We start from the raw sequence: 20,734 nt of genomic DNA, 5'->3' as shown, positions 1-20,734 counted from the left end.
GTCGGGAGAAAGCTCAGTGGTGGCCGCCGGTGGCGGACACGGTCGTCAACCCGTCGCGGCGCTGTCGAACGTCGAAGGGGGTTCCCAGCTCAGGGTGCGTGCGGCCCGCTCGAAGCGCCGGACCACCAGGTCGACGACCTCGTGGTCGGGCGAGGCGCTGAGCAGGGGCGCCGTGACGAGATCGGCTCCCACGGCCAGCAGGGTGTTCTGGAAGTACCCGGGCGCGAGCAGGTAGGACGCGACCACGATGCGTCGGGCGCCGTCCTGGCGGGCCGCAGCGACGACCTCGGCCGCGGGGGTGCCGAAGCGCCCGAGGTGTCCGACCCGGACCGTTCCGCCCCAGTGGGCCCGCAGGAGCGCCGCGGCGGAGTCGACGTCCTGCAGGGCCCGCGGGTCGCTCGAGCCCGAGCCGGCGAGCACGACGACGTCGTCGTGCGTGGCGCCGATGTCGTGCAGACGGCGTGCTCCGAGAGCGGCGAGCGCCGGTTCCGGGCCGAGTGGCCGCGCCACGACGGCGGCCGGGTGGTCGGCGACGGCCTCGGTGATGTCGTGGTGGAGGTGGAAGCCGCCGGAGAGGAGCAGCGGGACGACCACGGCGGGGCGGCGGAGGTCGGCCAGCACGCCGCCGAGCCGGTGGTCCTCGACGTCGACGACGGATTCGTGGACCTCGAACGGGTGGGCCGCCCGCCGGACGGCCGCCGCGACGCGACGGATCACCTCCTGGCCGGCGGGGTCAGCGGTTCCGTGGCTGCACAGGACCAGGGCCGGGTTCATCGGGTCACCCCCGGATCGAGCCCGGAACCGGGACCAGAATCGAGCCTCGTGTCGAGGACGTCGAGCCGGTACCCCCGCTTGACGACGGTACGGATCGGGGCGCCGGGGCCGATCGCGTCACGCACGCGGGCGATCGCGACCTCGGCGTTGTGGGGGTCCGTGGACTCGCCCGGGAGGGCGGTCAAGATCTCACCGCGCGAGACGACGGCACCGGGATCCGCGCAGAGGCGACGCAGGACGCACACCCCGGTGGGGGAGAGCGGGACGAGCTCGTGGTCGATCGTGACGGACGCCGCGTGCACCCGGAGGCGGCCCGCGGGCGTGGGGATACCGCCGCCCTCATGGCCCAGGTGGACGATCATGGCGCGCACCAGGGCGCCCAGCCTGCCGCGATCGGGCACCAGCGGGATGAACCCGGCCCGCAGGAGCGGCTCGGCCGTGACTGGACCGACCGCTGCCAGCGACAGTCGGCCCGCGCGGTGGAGCGCGAGGGTCGCGTCCTTCGCCCCGTGCTCTCTGACGGCTGAGAGCCAGGCGGACGCGCCGGGCGCGGAGGTGAAGGCGACGGCGTCGTACGCGCCGCTCGCGGTGTCACGCACCGCGCGCTCGACCGCGGCGGGCTCGGGCGGCGGACCCCAGCGGTAGATCACGAGGCTCGTGACCTGCGCGCCACCCTCGACCAGGACGTCCTCGAGCCCGTCGTCGCCGGCGCCGTGGTGCTGGATCACGATGCGAGCCCCCTGGACGCCTTCAGCTCGGAGGAACTCGCCGATCTCCGCGGACGTCTCCGACTCGGCCACCCAGTCGGCGATCAGGCCCACCGTCTGCAGCGCGCCCCGGGCCTTCGGGCCGCGGGCGACCAGCCGCACCTGCGCGAGGGCCGCGTGAAGGTCCTCGGTGAGGTCAGCGGCCTCCGCGGTCTCCCACCACCCGCGAAAGCCGATGCCCGTCGTGATGACCACGAGGTCCGGGGGGCTGGCGATGACGGCTCGTGTGCGGGCGAGCAGGGTCTCCTCGTCGAAGTGGGACTGCACACCCAGGGTGGCTGCCACGTCGACCTCGGCGCCTCGGCGCGCGAGGGCGATCGCGAGGTCGGCGGCCCGGCGCTGCGCCGTGACGAGGATGCGGGTGCCGGTCAGCACCATCCCGCTCGGCGTGCCGCCACGGCTTCCGGTGGGGTTCACCGCGGTCGCACCTCCACGATGTCCTCGATGGGGCGCGTCTGCCGCGCGCCGAACGTCCCCCGAGGATAGGGGAGCGGGCGGCCGGCCTCGCGCGACGTGCGGGTCATCGGGCTCCTCCTTGGACGTACCGACCGGCGGTCGGACGGCGACGGCCTCGACGCTAGGAGCGTCCCGTTACCGCCGGCGTCGCGGCGAGGACGCGTCCTGTTACGTCTTCCTCGCAGTCGACGGGAGGTCGATGTGAGACGCCGGCAGTGCCCCCGGGTGACTCGCATCACGCTCGTGCGGTGTCCCTCCGGTTTACCGCGCGGTAATCTGCCCCCATGCCTGACAAGATCGTTCCGGACAAGCCCTGGGTGATGCGGACGTACGCTGGCCACAGCTCCGCGGCCGAGTCGAACGCGCTGTACCGCAAGAACCTCGCGAAGGGACAGACCGGCCTCTCGGTCGCCTTCGACCTGCCGACGCAGACGGGCTACGACCCCGATCACGAGCTCAGCCGCGGCGAGGTCGGCAAGGTCGGCGTCCCGATTCCGCACCTGGGCTCGATGCGCCGTCTCTTCCAGGACATCCCCCTGGAGGAGATGAACACCTCCATGACGATCAACGCCACCGCGATGTGGCTGCTCGCCATGTACCAGGTGGCCGCCGAGGAGCAGGGCGCCCCGCCCGAGAGCCTGGCCGGCACGACGCAGAACGACATCATCAAGGAGTACCTGTCGCGCGGGACCTACGTGTTCCCGCCCGAGGCCTCCCTGCGGCTCACGACCGACATGATCGCGTACACGGTCAACAACATCCCGAAGTGGAACCCGCTCAACATCTGCAGCTACCACCTGCAGGAGGCGGGCGCCACGCCCGTCCAGGAGCTCGCCTTCGCGATGAGCACCGCGATCGCCGTGCTCGACTCGGTCAAGGACTCCGGCCAGGTCGACGAGGCCGACTTCGAGAAGGTCGTCGGCCGCATCTCCTTCTTCGTCAACGCCGGGGTGCGGTTCATCGAGGAGACGTGCAAGATGCGCGCCTTCGGCCAGCTCTGGGAGGAGATCACCCGCGACCGCTACGGCGTGACCGATCCCAAGATGCGGCGCTTCCGCTACGGCGTGCAGGTCAACTCGCTCGGCCTGACCGAGGCCCAGCCCGAGAACAACGTCCAGCGCATCGTGCTGGAGATGCTGGGCGTCACGCTCAGCAAGAACGCCCGCGCCCGCGCGGTGCAGCTGCCGGCCTGGAACGAGGCCCTCGGTCTGCCGCGCCCGTGGGACCAGCAGTGGTCGCTGCGGCTGCAGCAGGTCCTGGCCTTCGAGTCCGACCTGCTGGAGTACGACGACATCTTCGAGGGCAGCCACGTCATCGAGGCCAAGGTCGCCGACCTCGTCGAGGGCGCCAAGGCCGAGATCGACCGAGTCCAGGCCATGGGCGGTGCCGTCGCCGCGGTCGAGACCGGCTACATGAAGCAGGCCCTCGTGTCGTCGCACGCCGAGCGTCGCTCGCGCATCGAGGCGGGCGAGCTCAAGGTCGTCGGCGTCAATTCGTACACCGAGACCGAGCCGTCGCCCCTGACCGCCGATCTCGACGGTGCCATCATGGCGTCGGACCCGAAGGCCGAGGCGAACGCGATCGCCGACGTCCAGCAGTGGCGCAGCGAGCAGGACCGTGCTGCGGTCGAGGAGGCCCTCGAGCGGGTCGCCACCGAGGCCAAGACCACGACCAACCTCATGGAGGCCACGCTCGCCGCGGTGCGCGCCGGCGCCACCGTGGGGGAGTGGGCGCACACGCTGCGCGGCGTGTTCGGCGAGTACCGGGCCCCCACGGGGGTCTCGGGTGTCGTCGGCGTGGCCGAGGCCGGAGCCGAGCTCACGGCCGTCCGCGAGAAGGTCGCCGCCACCGGTGAGCAGCTGGGCGGGCGCCTGCGCTTCCTCGTCGGCAAGCCGGGCCTGGACGGTCACTCCAACGGTGCCGAGCAGGTCGCGGTGCGCGCGCGCGACGCGGGCTTCGAGGTCATCTACCAGGGCATCCGCCTGACGCCGTCCCAGATCGTCGCAGCCGCCGTGGCCGAGGACGTCGACGTCGTCGGGCTGTCGATCCTGTCGGGCTCGCACATGGAGCTCGTGCCGGACGTCCAGAAGGGCCTGGCCGAGGCCGGCCTCACCAACGTCCCGGTCATCGTCGGCGGGATCATCCCCGACTCCGACGGCCGCCGTCTCGAGGAGTCCGGGATCGCCGCGGTGTTCACGCCGAAGGACTTCGGCATCACCGACATCATGGATCGCGTCGTCGACGAGATCCGCAAGGCCAACGACCTCGACTGAGGGAGGCCGTATCCCGCTGGTTGAGGTGTGACGAGCTCTGCGAGGAGCCTCGAAACCTCTGGTGGCTTCGAGGCTCGCGCGCCAGAGCGCACTCGCACTGGGGGCACCTCCCACGACGGAGTCGTAGGGGGACAGCCAGCGGGAGAAGTGGTCAGTTCAGGACGCGGAAGTTCGACGGCAGGCCGCCGCCGGCCACGATGTCCTTCGTGAGGTCCTGCAGCGCCATGAGCGCGACGGACTGCGAGAACGGGCCGTACGAGACGCGAGCCACGCCGAGCTCGGCCTGGCGGGCGAGCGGGATCGACCCGGGGTAGCCGATCGTCGTGAGCCGCTGGGGGCCGTAGGCCTCCACGAGCTGCGTGACGTCGTCCTCCGAGAGCGGGCCCGGCACGAACACGACCGGGGCGCCGACGTCGAGGAAGGCCTTGCCACGCTCGATCGCGTCGGCGATGACCTCGTCGTGCGGACGGTCGCCGGCCTTCGCGACGACGTCGGTGCGGGCGTTCAGCACGAAGGGGATGCCGGCGGCCTCGCCGGCCTTCACGACGGCCTCCACTGCGGCGACCGCCTCGGCCAGGGGCTTGACCTGGTCCTCCAGGTTGGCCCCGACGATGCCGACGTCGATCGCCTTGCGGGTGGTCTCGCCCGGGTTGCCGTAGCCGGCCTCGAGGTCGGCCGTGACCGGCAGGTCCGTGGCGGCGGCGATGCGGCCGACGGCCTCGATCATGAGGTCGACGGGGATGTTCTCGCCGTCCTCGTAGCCGTACATCGCGGCGATCGAGTGGCTGGCGGTGGCGAGGGCCTCGATGCCGTCGACCTCGGAGACGATCGTGGCGGTGATCGCGTCCCAGACGTTGACGACGGTCAGGAGCTCGGGGGAGGAGTGGAGATCGAGGAGGCGGTGGGCGCGTGCGGCGATGTCGGTCATGGCATGACGGTAACGCGGGCCGTCACCTGCTGCACAGCACACCGAGAAGGCAAGCCGAACCTTCGGCAGGTCAGCCATTCCTTGCTGGAATCGCAGGCTTCGCCGGGAGTAGTGTGACGGCGTCGCCGGATGGGACGATCGGCGACGACCACGGGAGGAGGAGAGGGACGATCAGGCTGCGGCGAACTTCTTGCCCGACTTCTTCGACGTGCCCTTCGAGACCTTGACGAGCTTGCGCTTCTTGACGGTGTAACCGTCCGGGAGCGTCCCGTCCTTGAGCATCTGGATGGGGCACCGCTTGCACCGCGGCTTGCTCACGCAGCACTTGTCCTTCGGCTTCTTGCCCTTCTTCCCCACCGCCTCACCGTACACCGCACGGTCGAGGTCGACCCTTTCGGAAAGGACCACCACCATGGCTTCATCCGCCTTCGTCGCACGACTCAACGAGCAGCTCGGCTACGAGTTCGGCGCCCACCAGCAGTACGTCGCGATCGCCGCGTACTACGACGCGCTGACGATGCCGCAGATGGCCGCGCTGTTCTACAAGCAGGCCACCGAGGAGCGCGACCACGCGATGATGATGGTCCAGTACCTGCTGGACGCCGATGCGGAGATCCGCATCCCCGCCCTCGAGGCCCCCGAGATGAGCTTCGCCGACGTCATCGCGCCGGTGAAGCTCGCGCTCGACCAGGAGAAGCGGGTCACCGACCAGATCAACGAGCTCACCCGCATCGCCCGTGACGAGAACGACTTCGCGTCGGACCAGTTCATGCAGTGGTTCGTCAAGGAGCAGGTCGAGGAGGTCGCGAAGATGGGCGACCTGCTGGCCGTCGTGACTCGCTCGGCGAGCGACTACGAGCGCATCGAGGACTGGGTCGCCCGCGAGGACAGCGGCGTCAGTGACGACCCGACCGCGCCCCGCAAGGCCGGCGCCTGACCCGATCCACACGCAGCCCCCGGAGCCCTGGTGGCCCCGGGGGCTGCGCCGTCCCCGGCCCCCCGACTCGGGTCTGGCGCGGCACTCATTGCTCGGGGGTGGGGAGGCGGTCGAAGGTCAGGTCCATCCAGCTCGTCCACGCACCCTCGACCTGACGCTCCCACCGTGCGCACATCTGGTCGGTGCCGTGATCGGTGCGGAACCAGCTGCGCACGCCGACACCGTGGAGCAGGAGCAGACCCGGCTCCTCCAGCGTCAGACGCATCGTGCTGGGCGCGGACGCGGTGTCGAACGCCACCATCTGCCAGCCACCCTCCGGGTGCTCGCCGCCGATGACCTCGTGCGTCAGGGCTCGGTGCCCGTCGCCCATCGCGACGTCGACCTCGTGCGCGATCCACGTGCCACCCGGCAGCAGCGTGTACGTGTCGCTCCCGGAGATCTCCACCACGACGTGACCGTGCTCGTCGAGCACCTGACCGGACGTCCGCCAGTGGCCCAGGACCGGGTGGAGCGCAGTCAGGTCGGCCATGGCCCCAGACAACGCGATGCCCCGTGTCCGCGCAACCTTCCTCGGTCGGAACCGGGACGGAGCGGCGGTGGCGAACTAGACTCCGGGGCCCAGACCCAGCGACCACCCGGAGCTCACCATGGCCCCTGTCCGCCTTGGCTACACCCTCATCGCCGTCGTCGGCGCCGGCTTCGCCCTGGCGTTCGCCGCCATCGTCGTTCCTGCTCTGGTCCGCGATGGTGGCGACGTCGTGGGCGGGCTGGCGGCCGGCTTCGTCAACCCGTACTCGAGCGGGTACTCGCTCGACGTCCTCTGCTGCTGGGCCGTCCTGGCGATCTGGATCGTCGTCGATCGCCGCGAGCTGCAGGTGCGGCACGGCTGGGTGTGCCTCGTCCTGGGGATCGTCCCCGGCGTCGCCACGGGCTTCGCGGCCTACCTGCTCCTGCGGCACTCCGCGTCGTCGAGGCGTGGCCGGAGGGAGTCCGCACTCGGCGGGACGGCCGCCTGAGCGAAGCTCCGCCCGGTCGTGGCCCGGGACGTCAGAACAGCCGCAGGCTGGGGTCGTCGATGCCGCGGAGGGCGTCGTAGTCGACGACCAGGCACTCGATCCCACGATCGGTGGCGAGCGTGCGGGCCTGCGGCTTGATCTCCTGGGCCGCGAAGATGCCGCGCACCGGTCGCAGCTTCGGGTCACGGTTCATGAGCTCGAGGTAGCGGGTCAGCTGCTCGACCCCGTCGATGTCGCCGCGCCGCTTGATCTCGACGGCCACTGCCGCTCCCGCTGCGTCGCGGCACAGCAGGTCGACCGGGCCGATCGCGGTCATGTACTCCCGGCGTACCAGGCTCATGCCGTCGCCGAACGTCGCCGTGTGCTCCGCGAGCAGCTCCTGGAGGTGCTTCTCGACCCCGTCCTTCTGCAACCCCGGATCGATCCCGAGGTCGTGCGCGGAGTCGTGCAGCACCTCCTCGATGCGGATGCGGAGCGTGTCGTCGGACTTCGTGGCCGACACGGTCCATTCCGCGACGCCGTCGTCAGCGACGCCCTCGCGCAGGGTGCAGGGCGGACTCATCCAGTTGAGCGGCTTGTAGGAGCCTCCGTCGGAGTGGATCAGGACCGACCCGTCCGACTTGACCATGATGACGCGGGTGGCCAGGGGCAGGTGGGCGGTCAGGCGGCCGGCGTAGTCGACCTGACAGCGTGCGACGACCAGACGCATCAGCGGTGCTGCCTCACCGGCGCGTGAGGGTGCCGAGGTCGAACACGAGGCCCTCGGGCGTGACCTGGCCGACGAGGTCGTTGCCGTCGAGCCCGGCGAACGTCACGACCCCGTCCTCGAGCGTGTAGCTGCCCGTGAGGAAGTCGACGTTGCCCTGGTAGTCCCACGTGAAGGTGCCGTCGTCCTCGAAGTACGCGGTCCAGTCGGCGGCGTCGTCGCGCCAGGTGCCGACGAGGTCGGACGCGGTCTCGGGGAGCGCGGAGGCGGTGTCGGTGGGCGCCGGGTCACTCGACTCGGCCGACGACGTCGGCGACGGGGTCGAGGAGGACTCCGGATCGGGCTGGTCGTCGCCGCACGCCGTCAGCACGAGGCACGCGGCCAGGGCCGCACCGGTGGTCCAGATCTGCGTTCGTGACAACTTCCGCTCCCTCTCGATCAGTTCCTCGGCGGCTTGTCCGTCAGGCGGAAAACACACGCTAGTGTGTCACGACCCCTCACGTTACCCAGGAGTAGACATGCAGGAGATCGTCGACCGTCTGACCGCCTCGGACCCCGCAGCCGAGACCGCGCGGACCCTCGTCCTTCCGTACCTCAACCATGCCGCGACGATGCTCGAGAGCGGCTACGCGACCCGCGCCGACATCGACGCGGGCATGCGGTTCGGCTGCGGCTACCCGGTCGGACCCATCGCCCTGATCGAGGGCCTGGGCGCCCAGACCGTCATCGACGGCCTGAACGACCTGCACGCGAGCACGGGCGACCCGCTGCACGTGCCGGCCCCGATCCTGGCCGACATCGCGGGCGCCGCCGCTGCCGAGGAGCCCACGCCGCAGCTGCGTCACGACGTCACGAGCATCGGCGTCGTCGGCACGGGCACGATGGCCTCGGGCATCGTGCAGGTCTTCGCCCAGGCCGGCTACGACGTCACCTACGTGGGTCGCTCGCAGGACAAGCTCGACGGTGTCATCGCCTACATCACCAAGAACCTCGATCGGGCCGTGGCCAAGGGCAAGCTCGACGAGGACGGCAAGTCGTCGGTGCTCGAGCGCCTGACGGGGTCGACCGAGCGCGAGGCCCTCGGCGGTGTCGACGTCGTCGTCGAGGCCATCGCCGAGGATCTCGAGATCAAGCGCGAGCTGTTCCGCGACCTCGACCGCATCGCCAAGCCGGGCGCGATCCTGGCCACCACGACGTCGTCGCTGTCGATCGCTGACCTGGCGGCCCAGACCGGCCGTCCGGGCGACGTCGTGGGCATCCACTTCTTCAACCCGGCGCCGATCATGAAGCTCGTGGAGGTCGTCTCGGCCGAGACCACGTCGCCCGAGGTGTCGGAGACGGCGAAGGCCTTGAGCCTCAACGTCGGCAAGCACCCCGTGTCCTGCGGCGACCGGGCCGGCTTCATCGTCAACGCCCTGCTGTTCCCGTACCTCAACGACGCCATCAAGCTGCACGAGGCCGGCGGCGGCACGCTGGAGGAGATCGACACGGCCATCAAGGAGAACGCCAAGCTCCCGATGGGTCCGTTCGAGCTGCTCGACGTCGTGGGCAACGACGTCTCGCTCGCGATCGAGCAGACGCTGGTCGGTGCGTTCGGGCACGAGGGCTGGGCCCCGGCACCCACGCTCGAGAAGCTCGTGGCCGAGGGCAAGCTGGGTCGCAAGACCAAGGTGGGCTTCCACACCTACTGAGACCTGCTCCCACGTCGTACGACGAGGCCGGTAACCCCAGGGGTACCGGCCTCGTTGTCATGACAGGGGAAGACAGGACGGTGGCGCGTGACGACTCTGCACCGAGTCGCGATGTGGGTACGGCGTGCCACGTTGACCGTCACGACGGCGGCTCTCGTGATGGCCGTCGCGCTGGCGATGTTCGACGCCGGACGTCAGTCCGCGGGTGATCGCGAGCTGACGGTGTCGCCGTCGGGCTCCTCCGACCTCGTGACGGCGGCCGTGGCCGACGTCGAGGCCCGTGGACTCAGCTGTTCCCGGGCGCCCTCGCTGGCCGACAGCATCGTGCTCGAGCGGCTCGACGGCACGGTCGACCTGGTCTCGTTCGACGAGGCGCTCGAGGCCTCACGCTCCGGCGCCGGATGGGTCCGCTGGTACTGCTCCCCGGTGGTGCCGGCTCCGGCCGAGGTCATCGCACCGGCCTAGGATCGGGGGGTGCCTCGCCGACGACCGCCCCGCCAGGTCGGACGACGCCTCGTCGTGGGCCAGACCACGGAGGTCCGGGCCGGACGCGAGTGGCACGTCCGTCGACTGACCGGCGCGACCTCCGGGAAGCCGTACACGTGCCCGGGATGCCACCGCCCCATCCCCGCGGGCACCGGGCACGTCGTGGTGTGGCCGGCGGTCGCCGCGCTGCTCAGCGCCTCCGCGCTCGACGAGCGGCGCCACTGGCACACACCGTGCTGGGAACGCTCCTGAGGAGCGCCCCGCCCCCCGGTGGGCAGCAGGCCTGACTCAGCCCTGCTGCGCCTCCGGGCGATCGGTCTGGGGATCGGCCGTCTCGGTCTTCTCGACGTCGTCGACCTCGTCGGTGGACGGCTCCTCGGCACGCGGCTCGGAGGACTCGGCCGCTTCTGCCTCCTCGGCCGCGGGGGCGGCCGACGGGGCGAAGGTCGCGACGATGTCACGGAGCTGACCCATCTGCGACACGATCCCGTCGCGCTTGCGCTCGAGGTCGGCCACCTCCTGGCGCAGCGCCCGCGTGTGGCGCTCGACCTCGGTGGTGGTCGTGACGCGCACGTTCTCGGCCTCCGCGCTGGCCTGAGCGACGATGTTGCCGGCCTCGGTGCGCGCGTTGTCGATCAGCTGAGCCGACTCACGGCTGGCGTCGTCGCGAGCCTTGGCGGCGTTGCCGAGGACCTCGCGCGAACGGTCGTCGGCGGCCTGGGCCCGAGCCTCCGCGTCGGCGACGAGCTTCGAGGTCTTGGCGACGGCGTTCTCGTGGTTCTCGGACGCCTCGCGAGCCAGGCGCTCCTTCTCGACCGCCAGCACGCGGCGGGCCTCGGAGACCTCGCGGTCCGCGGCGGCCCGTGCCTGCTCGACCTCGCGGGTCGCGGTGAGGCGCATCGACTCGGCGTCCTGCTCGGCCGCGACGCGCAGGCGCTCGGCCTCACGCTCGGCCTGGTCGCGCAGGTCGGCGGCGTACGCCTGGGCCTCGGCGTTCTTGGTCTCGGCCTCGTCGAGGAGCGCCCGGCGCTTGGTCTCGATCTCGCTCGTGGTGCGGGAGCGCAGCTCCTCGCTCTCCTGCTTCGCGGCGGCGACCATGAGGGTCGCGTCCTCGCGGGCCTTCGTGACGGTCTCGTCGGCCTCCCGGCGCGCCTTGGCGCGGACCTCGTCGGCCTCCTGCTCGGCCAGGCCGAGCAGCTGCGCCGCGTGGTTGCCGAGCCCGGTGTAGGTGGGGCGCTCGACGGCCTCCACCCGGTCCTTGAGCTGCTCCAGCTGCTTCGTCAGGTCGGCGTTCTTGCGGTTGGCCTCCTGCACGGCCTTGGCCGCCTTGGACAGCTCGGCCGACTGCGAACGGACCCAGGCGTCGACCGCGTCCGGGTCGTAGCCACCCCGGCGCGCCGGCGGGAACGAGGCCGACGACGGTGACTTGCTGGCATCGAAGATCGACAATCCGGACTGATCGGACATGGATGTTCCTCGCGGGATAGGACGACGAAAGGCGGGCAGCGCCCACTGTACCGACGACGGAGGGCGTGGCCCACGGCCACGCCCTCCGGTGAGAACTGCTGGATCGAACGTCCGGCTCAGATGCCCCGGAAGCGGTTGATCTTGTCGAGGTGCAGCTCGCGCTTCTCGTGGTCACGCACGCCGAGGCCCTCCTCCGGAGCGAGGGCGAGCACGCCGACCTTGCCCTGGTGGAGGTTGTGGTGCACGTCCAGGGAGGCCTGGCCCACGTCCTCGAGCTTGTACGTGCGCGAGAGCGTCGGGTGGATCTTGCCCTGGTCGATCAGGCGGTTCGCCTCGAACGCCTCGCGGTAGTTGGCGAAGTGGCTCGAGATGATGCGCTTGAGGTTCATCCACAGGTACCGGTTGTCGTACTCGTGCATGAAGCCCGTGGTCGACGCGCAGGTCGTGATCGTGCCGCCCTTACGGGTGACATAGACCGAGGCGCCGAAGGTCTCGCGGCCCGGGTGCTCGAAGACGATGTCGATGTCCTCGCCGCCGGTGAGCTCGCGGATCTTCTTGCCGAGGCGCTGCCACTCCTTGGGGTTCTGCTTGGTGCCGTCCTCGTTCCAGAACTTCCACTGCTCCTCGGAACGGTTGATGACGTGCTCGGCGCCCATGCTGCGGACGATCTTGGCCTTCTCCTCGTTGGAGACGACGCAGATCGGGTTGGCGCCACCGTTGACGGCGTACTGCGTCGCGAAGCCGCCGAGGCCGCCCGAGGCGCCCCAGATCAGGACGTTGTCGCCCTGCTTCATGTTGCCGCCGTTCTTGGAGACGAGCTGGCGGTAGGCGGTGGCGTTGACCAGACCGGGGGAGGCGGCCTCCTCCCACGTCAGGTGGTCGGGCTTGGGCAGCAGCTGGTTGGACTTGACGAGCGCGACGTGCGCGAGGCCGCCGAAGTTGGTCTCGAAGCCCCAGATGCGCTGCTCGGGATCCATCATCGTGTCGTCGTGGCCGTCGGGAGCCTCGAGCTCGACGGAGAGGCAGTGGGCGACGACCTCCTGGCCGGGCTTCCACTTGGTGACGCCCGGGCCCGTCCGCAGCACGACGCCGGCGAGGTCGGAGCCGACCACGTGGTAGGGCAGGTCGTGGCGCTTGGTCAGCGGCGAGAGGCGGCCGTAGCGCTCCAGGAAGCCGAAGGTCGAGACGGGCTCGAAGATCGAGGTCCAGACCGTGTTGTAGTTGATCGCGCTGGCCATGACGGCCACGAGGGCCTCGCCCGGACCGAGCTCCGGCAGGGCCACGTCCTCGACGTGGATCGACTGACGCGGGTCCTTGTCGCGGCTGGCGACACCCTCGAACATGTCGACCTCGTCCTTGTGGACGGTCGCGGCGAGGTAGTGGTCGGGGACGTCAAGGTTCGCGAAGTCCTCACCGGCGGTGTCGCCGGCCATGATCGCGTCCAGGATGTGCTGCACGAAGAGCCTCCAAGGGTCGTGTAGGTCGCGGCGATGTTACCCGCGGGAAACATGGCGCGCCACGGAGTTCCGTGTGACGCGGGTCTCGCAGGGGTCAGTGGCCGCCGTCGGTCGCGGGCTCGACGAGCTCCACGAGGACGCCGCCGGCGTCCTTCGGGTGCACGAAGTTGACCCGGCTCCCGCCGGTGCCCGTGCGTGCCTCGTCGTACAGCAGGCGGGCGCCGCGCTCGCGCAGCGTCGCCGAGACGACGTCGAGGTCGCTCACGCGATAGGCGAGCTGCTGGATGCCCTGGCCGTTCTTGGCCAGGAACTTGCCGATCGTGGTGTCGGGCGAGAGCGGCGCGAGCAGCTGGATGAAGGAGCCGGAGTCGCCGACCGCGAGCATCGCCTCACGCACGCCCTGTTCGTCGTTGGTCTCCTCGTGGACCGACTCCAGCCCGAAGAGGGAGGAGTAGAAGCTGATCGCCTCGTCGAGGTCGGGGACGGCGATGCCGACGTGGTCGATCGCGATCAGCAGGTGTGCGGGGACAAGGGGCTCGGTCGCAGACATGGGGGCAGCGTAGAGCAGGTCGTGGCAACCGCCCGGCGGGGTCGGCCGACGATCCGGATCGCTCTGTGGGCCGTGCCCTCGACCAGGAGGCGCTGGTCGGGACCCGTCGCCGGCGTGATCCGAGCCACGCCCCGCGACGGCGGCACGTTACCTCTGGGTAAAGTGGCCGCACCGTCCTCGGCACCGCTGCACCGGGGACCGCCTTCTAAGGAGCTCATCCATGACTCAGACCGTGATCGTCTCCGGGGCCCGCACCCCGATCGGCCGCCTCCTCGGCGGACTCAAGACCCAGTCCGGTTCCGACCTCGGTGGCGTCGCCATCAAGGGCGCCCTGGAGAAGGCCGGTGTCACCGGCGACCAGGTCGACTACGTGATCATGGGCCAGGTCCTCGGCGCCGGCGCCGGCCAGGTGCCCGCGCGCCAGGCGGCCGAGAAGGGCGGCATCCCGCTCGGTGTCCCGGCCCTGACCATCAACAAGGTCTGCCTGTCGGGCATCCACGCCATCACCCTGGCCGACGCACTGATCCAGTCGGGCCAGTACGACGTCATCGTCGCCGGTGGCCAGGAGTCCATGACGCAGGCGCCGCACCTCCTCACCGGCTCGCGCGAGGGCTTCAAGTACGGCAAGACCACGATGCTCGACCACATGGAGTACGACGGCCTGTGGGACGCCATCACGAACCAGGCGATGGGCTCGCTCACCGAGAAGCGCAACGTCGACGTCGAGACGTTCACCCGCGAGGAGCAGGACGCGTTCGGTGCCCGCTCGCACCAGCTCGCCGCGACGGCCCAGAAGAACGGCGTCTTCGACGACGAGATCGTCCCGGTCGAGATCCCGCAGCGCAAGGGTGACCCGGTCGTTGTCAGCACCGACGAGGGCGTCCGTGGCGACACGACCGCCGAGTCGCTCGGCAAGCTCCGCCCGGCGTTCTCCAAGGACGGCACGATCACGGCCGGCACCGCCAGCCAGATCTCCGACGGCGCGTGCGCGGTCGTGGTCATGAGCAAGGCCAAGGCCGAGGAGCTCGGCCTGCCGATCCTCGCCGAGATCGTCTCGCACGGCAACGTCGCCGGCCCGGACTCGAGCCTGCAGGACCAGCCCGCCAACGCCATCGCCGCGGCCCTGGCCAAGGCCGACCTGTCGGCCTCCGACCTCGACCTCGTCGAGCTCAACGAGGCCTTCGCGACCGTCGGCCTGGCCTCGACCAAGAAGCTCGGCATCTCCGAGGACATCGTCAACGTCAACGGCGGCGCGATCTCGCTGGGCCACCCCATCGGCATGAGCGGCGCGCGCGTGGTCCTGCACCTCGCGCTCGAGCTCAAGCGCCGTGGCGGCGGCGTCGGCGCGGCCGCCCTCTGCGGTGGCGGCGGTCAGGGCGACGCCCTGGTCATCCGCGTGCCCCAGTCCTGACGGCACCGTCCTGACCTCGGTCAGCAGAACCATGCGCCGTGACGACGACGTCTCCACGCTCGTCGAGACGGCACGGGGCGACGGTCCGGGCAAGGCCCGGGCCGTCGCCCGCCTGATCTCCCTGGTCGAGGTGGACTCACCGAAGCTCCGTGAGGTGGCCCAGCAGCTCGTGCCCCACACGGGCTCCGCCCACGTCGTCGGACTGACGGGATCGCCGGGGGTCGGCAAGTCCACCTCGACGTCGGCCCTCGTGGCGGCACTGCGTCGCTCGGGGCGCACGGTGGGCGTGCTCGCGGTCGACCCCTCGTCGCCCTTCAGCGGCGGCGCGCTGCTCGGCGACCGCATCCGCATGTCCGACCACGCGACCGACCCGGGCGTCATGATCAGGTCCATGGCCAGCCGGGGGCACCTCGGCGGCCTCGCCGCAGCCGCCCCCCAGGCACTGCGGGTGCTCGACGCCGCGGGCTGCGACGTCGTGCTGGTCGAGACGGTGGGCGTCGGGCAGTCCGAGGTCGAGATCGCCGGCCTCGCCGACACGAGCCTGGTCCTGCTCGCGCCCGGCATGGGTGACGGCATCCAGGCCGCCAAGGCCGGCATCCTGGAGATCGGTGACGTGTTCTGCGTCAACAAGGCCGATCGCGACGGCGCCACGACCACCCGGCGGGAGCTGCGCGGCATGCTCTCGATGACCGATCGGGCCGACGGGGCCTGGAAGCCGCCCATCGTGCTGACGGTCGCCACGACGGGCGAGGGCATCGAGGAGCTGCTCGCGGGCATCGACGACCACCGCGAGCACCTGGAGTCGTCGGGGGAGGGCCGCCGCCGGCGCCTCGCACGGGCGCGCCGCGAGATCGAGGCGATCGCCCTCGGCGAGGTCACCCGCCGGTTCGGCCACCTCTCCGGCGACGCCCGGCTCGACGGACTCGCGGCGGACGTCCTCGGCGGCACCACCGATCCGTACCGGGCGGCCGAGGTCGTCCTCGACCAGATCTGACGGGCCCGGCGCGCCTCCCTCGCTCGGCGGGCTCGATGGCCTAGAAATGATCCCGTGGTGAAGAAGGCTCTGGCGCTGCTCGTGATCGGGTTTGCCGTCTACTACTTGCTGACCGCGCCGACCGAAGCGGCCGACGCGGTCGAAGGCGCGTTCAACGCCGTCATCGACGCCTTCGGCAACGTGGGGGTCTTCGTCCAGGAGCTCTTCGAGTAGCGGGTCGTCCATGATCCGAGCGCTGGCCGCGCGCGTCCCCGAGCAGCAGGTGGACCGCCACCTGCTCGCCGACGAGGGCGAGCACGTCGTCGACCTCGTCCGGCACCACGCGATCGTCTACGCCCTGCCCAGCGTCGAGCTGGTCGGCGTGGGCGCCCTGTGGCTGCTGGCCCTGTTCGGCCCGATCTCGTGGGGCTGGGTCTTCCTGCTGCTCTCCTTCGGGCTGCTGGCCCACGCCGTCTTCGTCACGGCGCGCGAGCGCCGGGACGTGTTCGTCATCACCAACATGCGGGTGTTCCGAGCCTCGGGCGTCTTCAACGTCAAGATCGCGACGATGCCGATCACGCGCATCCTCGACATCACGGTCGACAAGCCGCTGCTGGGTCGCCTGCTCGGCTACGGCCACTTCGTGTTCGAGTCGGCCGCCCAGGCGCAGGGCCTGCGTGACATCCGCTTCATCGGTGACCCCGACCGCCGCGACCTCACGATCCAGCGTGTCGTGCAGCGTGCGGGCCTGCGCGGACCGCGCGGGGGAGTACCGCCTCACCACCTTCTCTAGGATGGGTGCATGAGCTTCTCGCGCCCGGGTGCCCTCGATCTGTCCGCCCTCGCTCGACCCGCCGCACCTGCCCCAGGGCAGGGCGGATCCACCTCCGGTGGTTGGGTCGTCGACGCCACGGAGGCCGACTTCCAGCAGGTCGCGCTCGACGGGTCGCTCCAGCACCTCGTCGTGCTGAGCCTGTGGTCGCCCCGCGCGCCCGAGAGCGCCGAGTTCAACGCCCGGCTGGCCGCGGCGGCCAACACGTACGACGGTCAGATCCTCCTCGTGCAGGTCGACGTCGACGCCAACCCGGGCATCGGCCAGGCCCTCGGCGCGCAAGCGGTCCCGCTCGTCGTCGGACTGGTCAAGGGCCAGCCCGTGCCGTTGTTCCAGAGCGCGGTGCCCGACGAGCAGATCCGCGGCTACTTCGAGGAGCTCATCCGGCTCGGCGCCGAGCACGGGGTCACGGGGCGCGCGCCCGCACCGGGTGTCGCGGCCGAGACGCCGGAGGAGCCGGAGGACGACCCGCGGTTCGCCGAGGCCGATGCCGCGTTCAACGCCGGCGACCTCGACGGTGCGATCGCGGTCTACGAGAAGCTCGCTGCCCAGAGTCCCGGCGACGCCGAGGTCGCCGAGCGCCTCGCGGGCGTGCGCCTGATGGCCCGCACGCAGGGCGCGGACCTGCAGCAGGCCCGCACCGCCGCCGCGGACGTCCCGGGTGACGTCGACGCCCAGCTGCTCGTCGCGGACCTCGACGTCAGCGGGGGACACGTCGACGACGCCTTCGACCGCCTGATCCAGCTCGTCGCACGCACCACGGAGTCCGACCGCGACCGCGTGCGCGAGCGCCTGCTCGAGCTGTTCGTCGTCGTCGGAGCCGACGACCCGCGCGTCGCCACGGCACGTCGCCGACTCGCCACGGCCCTCTTCTGAGCCGAGCCAGGTCCGAGATCCGCCCGGCCTGACCGCGCGTCGCACCTCCAGGCACCTCCGCGCCGGTAGGGTCGGCCGAGCGGTCCAGCGAGGGCGGGCCGGCTCGCTGGGAGGGACGGTGCGCGCGATGGGGCGCAAGGTCGGGGCGTGGGCACTGACCGTGCTCGGCGTGCTCATCGCCGTCGCCGGCATCGCCGTGATGGTCGTGCTCGGACCTGACGGTCGGGTGACGACCGGGCCCCACGCGATCGACACCGACGCCGCCGCCGTGGTGACCGCCCCCGGCGTCGTCTCGATCGTCGGGGTGCAGGTCGACCTCCTGGTGGAGGTCCCGATCGACAAGCCTGTCTTCGTGGGCGTGGGCAACACCGTCGACGTCCAGGACTACCTGCAGGACACCGCCCGGGTCGAGGTGACGTCCTACGAGGCGCCCTGGACGATCGAGACGCGCGACGTCGAGGGTCAGCCCAACCTCCCCTCCGCGCCGACGGCGCTCGACTGGTGGTTCGTCGCCCAGGCCGGCCTCGGCGGGGCCGACATCAGCCTGACCCTCCCGGACGAGCCGCTCTCGATCGCGGTCGTCGCGGTGGGCTCGACGAACCTCTCGGGCCTGGAGGTCACGATGGCCTACGGGATCCGCGGCGGCTTCGGGCGCGGCGCCGGCATCGCCCTGCTCGGCATCGGTCTGGCCTGGTTCGGTGTGCTGCTGCGGCGGCGCCACGTGTGGCGCGTCGACCAGCCGGTCGACGACGTGCTGCTGGCGGAGGAGGTCGAGGAGGTCGAGGTCTACGTGTACGTCGACGAGCACGGGGTGGAGCACGAGATCGACCCGGCCGAGCTCGACGGCTTCGAGGTCGTCGACGAGCAGCCGCCCCAACCGGTCGCCAGCCCGAACCCGGACCCGGGGCCCGAGATCGCGGCCGTCTCGGAGCCGGCTCCTGACGAGGTGACGGCCGTGTACGTCTGGGTCGACGACGACGGGGTGGAGCACGAGGTGACCGAGGACGAGCTGCACGAGTTCGAGGTCGTCGACGACGAGCCGGACGAGGAGTCACGATGAGAGCCACGCGAGTCCTGACGGCCCTGATCTCGTGCCTGGCGCTCGTGGCCTGCATGGTGCCGCACCAGCGCGACGACACCCAGGCGAGCAAGCCCGCCATCGAGGAGTCCGACGTCGATGACGTCTACGCCCGCTACCGGGAGGTCTATAACGCCGCGGTCGACATCGCCTCGGCCCAGCCGCTCTCGGTCGTCGAGCGGGGGAGCGTGCTCGACATCGACACCGCCGCCTTCCAGGTCGACGGAGGGGCGGGCACCACGACGCTACGGGCGGACGAGGTCGCCATTCCGCGGTTCCGCGCCTATCCGCTGTGGTTCATGGCGGTCGCCTCCACCGACGACGGCGACGAGCGACGGGTCCAGGTGTTCAGCCGGGCGAGCTCGGTCGACACGTGGGCCCTCGTCGCCAGTCCGCAGATCGTCGCCGAGGCGGTGCTCCCGGAGCTGCGGGCCAGCGGCGACGCCAATGCCGTCGCCGTCACGCCGGACGACGACCGGGGCATGGCCCTGTCGCCCCAGGCGGCGGTCGACGCGTACGTCTCGACCCTGTCGATCCTGCCGGAGCAGGCCGGCGACGGCGTGGCGCGCGACGACGCGTTCCTGCAGCAGATGCGCGACGCGTTCGGACAGAGCCAGGGACTCGCCGACGTCGCGTTCAGCCAGGCGTGGACCGCCGATCCGGTGGAGTATGCGGTGCGCACGGCCGACGGAGGCGCCTTGGTCTTCGCCACGCTGCACCGTGCCGACCAGTTCCAGGTCACCACGGGGCGCACCGTCACGTACCCGGACGGGACCGTGCAGAAGGCCCTCGCGCCGGAGGGCATCACCGGCACCGGCACGGTGCGCTTCGACCACCAGGTGCTGCTGCTGGTGCCGCCGGGTCAGGGCGACGTCCGCGTCCTGGGCCAGTTCGGCGGCGTCGTCGCCGTCGAGTGAGGCGCGCCCGCTGAGCCGTCGGCCCTCCGTGGCCGCGGACAAGCGGCCACGGAGCGCACCACGGGTTGGCGCGGTGAGCAGGCAACCGTTCCCGGGGGCAGGAGGTTGGTGAGTCACCGCTGACCATGGGCGCCGGTGGCGCAGCAACCTCACCTGACGTCCAGAAGGTTGCTGGCTCACCGCCCCCCCTCTGGTCCATGCCGCTTGTCCGGGAGCGCGGAACGCCGTCAGGTCAGCGTGCTGGTCACCTACTCAGGGGCGAGGGGGGCCTCGCGATAGCTGTCGACGCCGGCCTCCACCGAGGCCAGGACCTCGATGGCCGCACTGGTGGCCCTCTCGCGGATCGTCGCGACGTCGCACCAGTGCACCGCGGCGATCTCCGTGGGCTGCAGCGTCATGGTCGCCGTGATCGACTCGTCGGCCACCCCGAGGTCGAACAGGAAGATGCAGGCGTCGTCCCATCCGCGCCAGGCCGGCAGCCAGCTGACGGTGACGAGGTCACCGACCTCGACGTCCAGGCCCAGCTCCTCGAGCAGCTCGCGACGCAGGCCCACGGCGGGCGACTCGCCGACCTCGATGACACCTCCGGGGAGGTCCCACTCCTGCTTGTAGGTCAGCTCGCACAGCAGGACACGACCCGTGTGGTCGCGCCAGAGCCCTTGGGCGATGACGCGCTTGGTCGGCAGTCCGGCGTTGAGGATCGCGATGAATCCGTCGCGGGACCGCGGCGGCGGATCGGTGGCCAGGCGCGCCATGAGCACCCGGTCGGGCTCGCCCTCGGCCCCCCGCAGCAGGCCCTCGCGACGCAGACCGCAGATCGAGGCAGCGCGGACGTCGGCAGTCCGGTCGACCGGGATCCGCGCCTCCACCCGGCCCGCGCCCAGCTCGCCCAGGACGTGGTCGACCGCCAGACCCACCGCGTGCAGGGCCCAGCGCATGGAGGAGTCGCCGGTGCCGACGTTCCACCGGATCGACCAGCCCGCCCGCGACTCCTTGCGCAGCGCGACCGAACCCACCCGCTCGCCGTCGGCCCAGACGCTGTAGCCGTCGAACTCGGCCTGGGAGCGCTCGGGGCGCAGGGTGACGGTGTCGTCGGCGATCTCGCGTGCGTCCATGCCTGCCTCTCGTGCGGCCCCCGG

General features: G+C 71.2%; 24 protein-coding genes. 13 read left to right on the top strand and 11 right to left on the bottom strand.

The window, feature by feature from the left end; genetic code table 11:
• Positions 1 to 45 precede the first annotated feature (45 nt).
• Positions 46 to 774, bottom strand: coding sequence for a sirohydrochlorin chelatase (locus V6S66_RS09875; RefSeq protein WP_334206570.1), 729 nt, complete (start codon positions 772 to 774; stop codon positions 46 to 48).
• On the bottom strand, positions 771 to 1,958 hold the full coding sequence (locus V6S66_RS09870) for a uroporphyrinogen-III synthase (protein WP_334206569.1): 1,188 nt from the start codon (positions 1,956 to 1,958) through the stop codon (positions 771 to 773). The genes V6S66_RS09875 and V6S66_RS09870 overlap by 4 nt, the downstream gene beginning before the upstream one ends.
• A gap of 323 nt (positions 1,959 to 2,281) precedes the next feature.
• Here V6S66_RS09870 and V6S66_RS09865 point away from each other — a divergent pair, with 323 nt between their 5' ends.
• The gene (locus V6S66_RS09865) at positions 2,282 to 4,270 is read left to right on the top strand and encodes a protein meaA (protein ID WP_334206568.1); all 1,989 of its coding nucleotides are present in this window, start codon (positions 2,282 to 2,284) and stop codon (positions 4,268 to 4,270) included.
• Positions 4,271 to 4,421: 151 nt separating this feature from the next.
• On the opposite strand, the gene V6S66_RS09860 is transcribed toward V6S66_RS09865, so the two are convergent.
• Both V6S66_RS09860 and V6S66_RS09855 read right to left on the bottom strand, forming a co-directional pair.
• Complete coding sequence (locus tag V6S66_RS09860) at positions 4,422 to 5,198, bottom strand: isocitrate lyase/PEP mutase family protein (RefSeq protein ID WP_334206567.1); 777 nt, start codon at positions 5,196 to 5,198, stop codon at positions 4,422 to 4,424.
• 171 nt (positions 5,199 to 5,369) lie between these two features.
• A complete protein-coding gene (locus V6S66_RS09855; RefSeq protein ID WP_334206566.1) occupies positions 5,370 to 5,612 on the bottom strand; it encodes a hypothetical protein in 243 nt (80 codons plus the stop codon).
• Here V6S66_RS09855 and V6S66_RS09850 point away from each other — a divergent pair.
• The gene (locus V6S66_RS09850) at positions 5,611 to 6,135 is read left to right on the top strand and encodes a ferritin (protein WP_334206565.1); all 525 of its coding nucleotides are present in this window, start codon (positions 5,611 to 5,613) and stop codon (positions 6,133 to 6,135) included. The two genes, V6S66_RS09855 and V6S66_RS09850, sit on opposite strands and share 2 nt — an antisense overlap.
• Positions 6,136 to 6,220: 85 nt before the next feature.
• On the opposite strand, the gene V6S66_RS09845 is transcribed toward V6S66_RS09850, so the two are convergent.
• Positions 6,221 to 6,664, bottom strand: coding sequence for a hypothetical protein (locus V6S66_RS09845; protein WP_334206564.1), 444 nt, complete (start codon positions 6,662 to 6,664; stop codon positions 6,221 to 6,223).
• Positions 6,665 to 6,782: 118 nt separating this feature from the next.
• Between V6S66_RS09845 and V6S66_RS09840 the strand changes: the two genes are divergently transcribed.
• Positions 6,783 to 7,151 (top strand): DUF2834 domain-containing protein, encoded by a 369-nt coding sequence (locus V6S66_RS09840; RefSeq protein ID WP_334206563.1) that lies wholly within the window; start codon positions 6,783 to 6,785, stop codon positions 7,149 to 7,151.
• Between the two features lie 31 nt (positions 7,152 to 7,182).
• Here the strand turns inward: V6S66_RS09840 and nucS are convergent, their stop codons facing one another.
• Together nucS and V6S66_RS09830 are read right to left on the bottom strand one after the other, a co-directional pair.
• A complete protein-coding gene (nucS, locus tag V6S66_RS09835; RefSeq protein ID WP_334206562.1) occupies positions 7,183 to 7,860 on the bottom strand; it encodes an endonuclease NucS in 678 nt (225 codons plus the stop codon).
• A gap of 13 nt (positions 7,861 to 7,873) precedes the next feature.
• The gene (locus V6S66_RS09830) at positions 7,874 to 8,278 is read right to left on the bottom strand and encodes a hypothetical protein (protein WP_334206561.1); all 405 of its coding nucleotides are present in this window, start codon (positions 8,276 to 8,278) and stop codon (positions 7,874 to 7,876) included.
• A gap of 97 nt (positions 8,279 to 8,375) precedes the next feature.
• On the opposite strand from V6S66_RS09830, the gene V6S66_RS09825 reads away from it, so the two are divergent.
• The 3 genes from V6S66_RS09825 (at position 8,376) to V6S66_RS09815 (ending at position 10,286) form a co-directional block, all read left to right on the top strand.
• Complete coding sequence (locus V6S66_RS09825; protein ID WP_334206560.1) at positions 8,376 to 9,548, top strand: 3-hydroxyacyl-CoA dehydrogenase family protein; 1,173 nt, start codon at positions 8,376 to 8,378, stop codon at positions 9,546 to 9,548.
• An 87-nt stretch (positions 9,549 to 9,635) separates the two neighbouring features.
• Positions 9,636 to 10,013: a hypothetical protein gene (locus V6S66_RS09820; protein ID WP_334206559.1), complete on the top strand. Its 378-nt coding sequence runs from the start codon at positions 9,636 to 9,638 to the stop codon at positions 10,011 to 10,013.
• A gap of 9 nt (positions 10,014 to 10,022) precedes the next feature.
• On the top strand, positions 10,023 to 10,286 hold the full coding sequence (locus V6S66_RS09815) for a hypothetical protein (protein WP_334206558.1): 264 nt from the start codon (positions 10,023 to 10,025) through the stop codon (positions 10,284 to 10,286).
• Between the two features lie 36 nt (positions 10,287 to 10,322).
• Here V6S66_RS09815 and V6S66_RS09810 read toward each other — a convergent pair whose 3' ends face one another.
• The 3 genes from V6S66_RS09810 to mce form a co-directional block, all read right to left on the bottom strand.
• A complete protein-coding gene (locus tag V6S66_RS09810; protein WP_334206557.1) occupies positions 10,323 to 11,501 on the bottom strand; it encodes a DivIVA domain-containing protein in 1,179 nt (392 codons plus the stop codon).
• 116 nt (positions 11,502 to 11,617) lie between these two features.
• Entirely contained in the window at positions 11,618 to 12,958 is a 1,341-nt protein-coding gene (gene ccrA / locus V6S66_RS09805) for a crotonyl-CoA carboxylase/reductase (protein WP_334206556.1), read from the bottom strand.
• Positions 12,959 to 13,052: 94 nt separating this feature from the next.
• Positions 13,053 to 13,508 (bottom strand): methylmalonyl-CoA epimerase, encoded by a 456-nt coding sequence (gene mce / locus V6S66_RS09800; RefSeq protein WP_334206555.1) that lies wholly within the window; start codon positions 13,506 to 13,508, stop codon positions 13,053 to 13,055.
• A 220-nt stretch (positions 13,509 to 13,728) separates the two neighbouring features.
• Here mce and V6S66_RS09795 point away from each other — a divergent pair, with 220 nt between their 5' ends.
• The 7 genes from V6S66_RS09795 to V6S66_RS09765 all read left to right on the top strand — a co-directional run bounded on the left by V6S66_RS09795 (position 13,729) and on the right by V6S66_RS09765 (position 19,595).
• Positions 13,729 to 14,919, top strand: a complete 1,191-nt coding sequence (locus tag V6S66_RS09795; RefSeq protein WP_334206554.1) for an acetyl-CoA C-acetyltransferase — start codon at positions 13,729 to 13,731, stop codon at positions 14,917 to 14,919.
• A 31-nt stretch (positions 14,920 to 14,950) separates the two neighbouring features.
• Entirely contained in the window at positions 14,951 to 15,913 is a 963-nt protein-coding gene (meaB, locus tag V6S66_RS09790) for a methylmalonyl Co-A mutase-associated GTPase MeaB (protein WP_334206553.1), read from the top strand.
• A gap of 54 nt (positions 15,914 to 15,967) precedes the next feature.
• Positions 15,968 to 16,126, top strand: coding sequence for a hypothetical protein (locus tag V6S66_RS09785; protein ID WP_334206552.1), 159 nt, complete (start codon positions 15,968 to 15,970; stop codon positions 16,124 to 16,126).
• A gap of 10 nt (positions 16,127 to 16,136) precedes the next feature.
• On the top strand, positions 16,137 to 16,685 hold the full coding sequence (locus tag V6S66_RS09780; protein WP_334206551.1) for a PH domain-containing protein: 549 nt from the start codon (positions 16,137 to 16,139) through the stop codon (positions 16,683 to 16,685).
• Between the two features lie 9 nt (positions 16,686 to 16,694).
• Positions 16,695 to 17,600 carry a tetratricopeptide repeat protein gene (locus V6S66_RS09775; RefSeq protein WP_334206550.1) on the top strand — a complete coding sequence of 302 codons (906 nt, stop codon included), beginning with the start codon at positions 16,695 to 16,697 and terminating at the stop codon, positions 17,598 to 17,600.
• 127 nt (positions 17,601 to 17,727) lie between these two features.
• Positions 17,728 to 18,660, top strand: coding sequence for a hypothetical protein (locus V6S66_RS09770; RefSeq protein WP_334206549.1), 933 nt, complete (start codon positions 17,728 to 17,730; stop codon positions 18,658 to 18,660).
• Positions 18,657 to 19,595, top strand: coding sequence for a hypothetical protein (locus V6S66_RS09765; RefSeq protein ID WP_334206548.1), 939 nt, complete (start codon positions 18,657 to 18,659; stop codon positions 19,593 to 19,595). Before V6S66_RS09770 ends, V6S66_RS09765 begins: the two co-directional genes overlap by 4 nt.
• A 248-nt stretch (positions 19,596 to 19,843) precedes the next feature.
• On the opposite strand, the gene V6S66_RS09760 is transcribed toward V6S66_RS09765, so the two are convergent.
• A complete protein-coding gene (locus tag V6S66_RS09760; protein ID WP_334206547.1) occupies positions 19,844 to 20,710 on the bottom strand; it encodes an NUDIX hydrolase in 867 nt (288 codons plus the stop codon).
• Positions 20,711 to 20,734: the final 24 nt, after the last annotated feature.

The organism is Aeromicrobium sp. Sec7.5, assembly GCF_036867135.1.
Classification (GTDB): domain Bacteria; phylum Actinomycetota; class Actinomycetes; order Propionibacteriales; family Nocardioidaceae; genus Aeromicrobium.
Note: the sequence above shows the minus strand (reverse complement) of the source record. Positions and strands in the feature narration are given on the sequence as shown.

Excerpts from the sequence above, each read along its gene's own strand:
- V6S66_RS09875 (WP_334206570.1), bottom strand. The coding sequence starts at position 774 with ATGAACCCGGCCCTGGTCCTGTGCAGCCACGGAACCGCTGACCCCGCC.
- V6S66_RS09865 (WP_334206568.1), top strand. The coding sequence starts at position 2,282 with ATGCCTGACAAGATCGTTCCGGACAAGCCCTGGGTGATGCGGACGTAC.
- V6S66_RS09860 (WP_334206567.1), bottom strand. The coding sequence starts at position 5,198 with ATGACCGACATCGCCGCACGCGCCCACCGCCTCCTCGATCTCCACTCC.
- V6S66_RS09850 (WP_334206565.1), top strand. The coding sequence starts at position 5,611 with ATGGCTTCATCCGCCTTCGTCGCACGACTCAACGAGCAGCTCGGCTAC.
- V6S66_RS09855 (WP_334206566.1), bottom strand. The coding sequence starts at position 5,612 with ATGGTGGTGGTCCTTTCCGAAAGGGTCGACCTCGACCGTGCGGTGTAC.
- V6S66_RS09845 (WP_334206564.1), bottom strand. The coding sequence starts at position 6,664 with ATGGCCGACCTGACTGCGCTCCACCCGGTCCTGGGCCACTGGCGGACG.
- V6S66_RS09840 (WP_334206563.1), top strand. The coding sequence starts at position 6,783 with ATGGCCCCTGTCCGCCTTGGCTACACCCTCATCGCCGTCGTCGGCGCC.
- nucS (WP_334206562.1), bottom strand. The coding sequence starts at position 7,860 with ATGCGTCTGGTCGTCGCACGCTGTCAGGTCGACTACGCCGGCCGCCTG.
- V6S66_RS09825 (WP_334206560.1), top strand. The coding sequence starts at position 8,376 with ATGCAGGAGATCGTCGACCGTCTGACCGCCTCGGACCCCGCAGCCGAG.
- V6S66_RS09810 (WP_334206557.1), bottom strand. The coding sequence starts at position 11,501 with ATGTCCGATCAGTCCGGATTGTCGATCTTCGATGCCAGCAAGTCACCG.
- mce (WP_334206555.1), bottom strand. The coding sequence starts at position 13,508 with ATGTCTGCGACCGAGCCCCTTGTCCCCGCACACCTGCTGATCGCGATC.
- V6S66_RS09795 (WP_334206554.1), top strand. The coding sequence starts at position 13,729 with ATGACTCAGACCGTGATCGTCTCCGGGGCCCGCACCCCGATCGGCCGC.
- meaB (WP_334206553.1), top strand. The coding sequence starts at position 14,951 with ATGCGCCGTGACGACGACGTCTCCACGCTCGTCGAGACGGCACGGGGC.
- V6S66_RS09780 (WP_334206551.1), top strand. The coding sequence starts at position 16,137 with ATGATCCGAGCGCTGGCCGCGCGCGTCCCCGAGCAGCAGGTGGACCGC.
- V6S66_RS09775 (WP_334206550.1), top strand. The coding sequence starts at position 16,695 with ATGAGCTTCTCGCGCCCGGGTGCCCTCGATCTGTCCGCCCTCGCTCGA.
- V6S66_RS09770 (WP_334206549.1), top strand. The coding sequence starts at position 17,728 with ATGGGGCGCAAGGTCGGGGCGTGGGCACTGACCGTGCTCGGCGTGCTC.
- V6S66_RS09765 (WP_334206548.1), top strand. The coding sequence starts at position 18,657 with ATGAGAGCCACGCGAGTCCTGACGGCCCTGATCTCGTGCCTGGCGCTC.
- V6S66_RS09760 (WP_334206547.1), bottom strand. The coding sequence starts at position 20,710 with ATGGACGCACGCGAGATCGCCGACGACACCGTCACCCTGCGCCCCGAG.